Genomic DNA, 836 nt, shown 5'->3' on the forward strand with positions numbered 1-836 from the left:
GGTTGGTCGTCACGTCGGCGGCGGTGATGACCTGGTGCTTCTCGTCCACGACGGCCTGGGCGTTGTATGCCTGGATGTAGGCGCCGTCGCTGTTCTTCATGATCCGCGAGTCGGGGTCGGTGAAGTTGGCCTGCGCCTTGGGCTTGGGACGCGCCTTCGCGGCGGCCTTGTCCCCGGCGTCGGTGACGGCCTGCTCGTCGCTGATGCCACCACGCTCCTGACGGCGGCGTTCCTTGTCCTGGGCGTGGCGGCGTGCCTTGGCGGCGGCCTCGGCTTCGATCTGCGCGCGAGCGGCCTGCAGTTTGGCCAGGCGCTTCTCCCGGCGGTCCAGCTCGGCGGGCAGGTCGGTGTCCTTGCCGTCGGTGCCGAACATCTGGTCCTCGGCTTCGTCGGTGGCCTGCGCGTCGGCCAGCAGCGCCTGGGCCTGGGCCTCCAGGGCCGCTGTCTCGGCCTCGATCCACTCCTCCTCGTCGACCAGGCGGCCGTAGCTCATCGCCTTGCGCTTGGAGGCGCCTGCCTCCAGTTTCGTGCCGTCCAGGGTGACGCGGCCCATCTTGACCATGCCGAGTTTCTGCGCGAGGTGCAGCGACTGGGTGAACAGGTCGGCGAGCGCGTCCAGGTGGCGGCGGCGGAACCGGGCGATCGAGCGGAAGTCCGGGGCCTGGTCGGCGGTCAGGAACCGGAATGCGACGTCGTCGGTGCACTTGCGCTCGATCGCCCGCGAGGAGCGCACCCCGGTGGTGTAGCCGTAGATCAGCAGCCGCACCATCAGCCGGGGATCGTAGGGCGGGTAGCCGCGCTTCTCGGTGTAGTCCGCCAGCACCGGCGAGAGGTCG

At 70.1% G+C, this 836-nt stretch carries 1 protein-coding gene; it reads right to left on the bottom strand.

What is annotated here, in order from left to right; translation table 11 throughout:
• The coding region (locus tag ACTWQJ_RS51875; RefSeq protein ID WP_443313277.1) for a transposase at nucleotides 1-836 on the bottom strand (836 nt) is incomplete at both ends.

The organism is Streptomyces sp. KR55 (assembly GCF_052245645.1).
Lineage (GTDB): Bacteria > Actinomycetota > Actinomycetes > Streptomycetales > Streptomycetaceae > Streptomyces > Streptomyces flavusporus.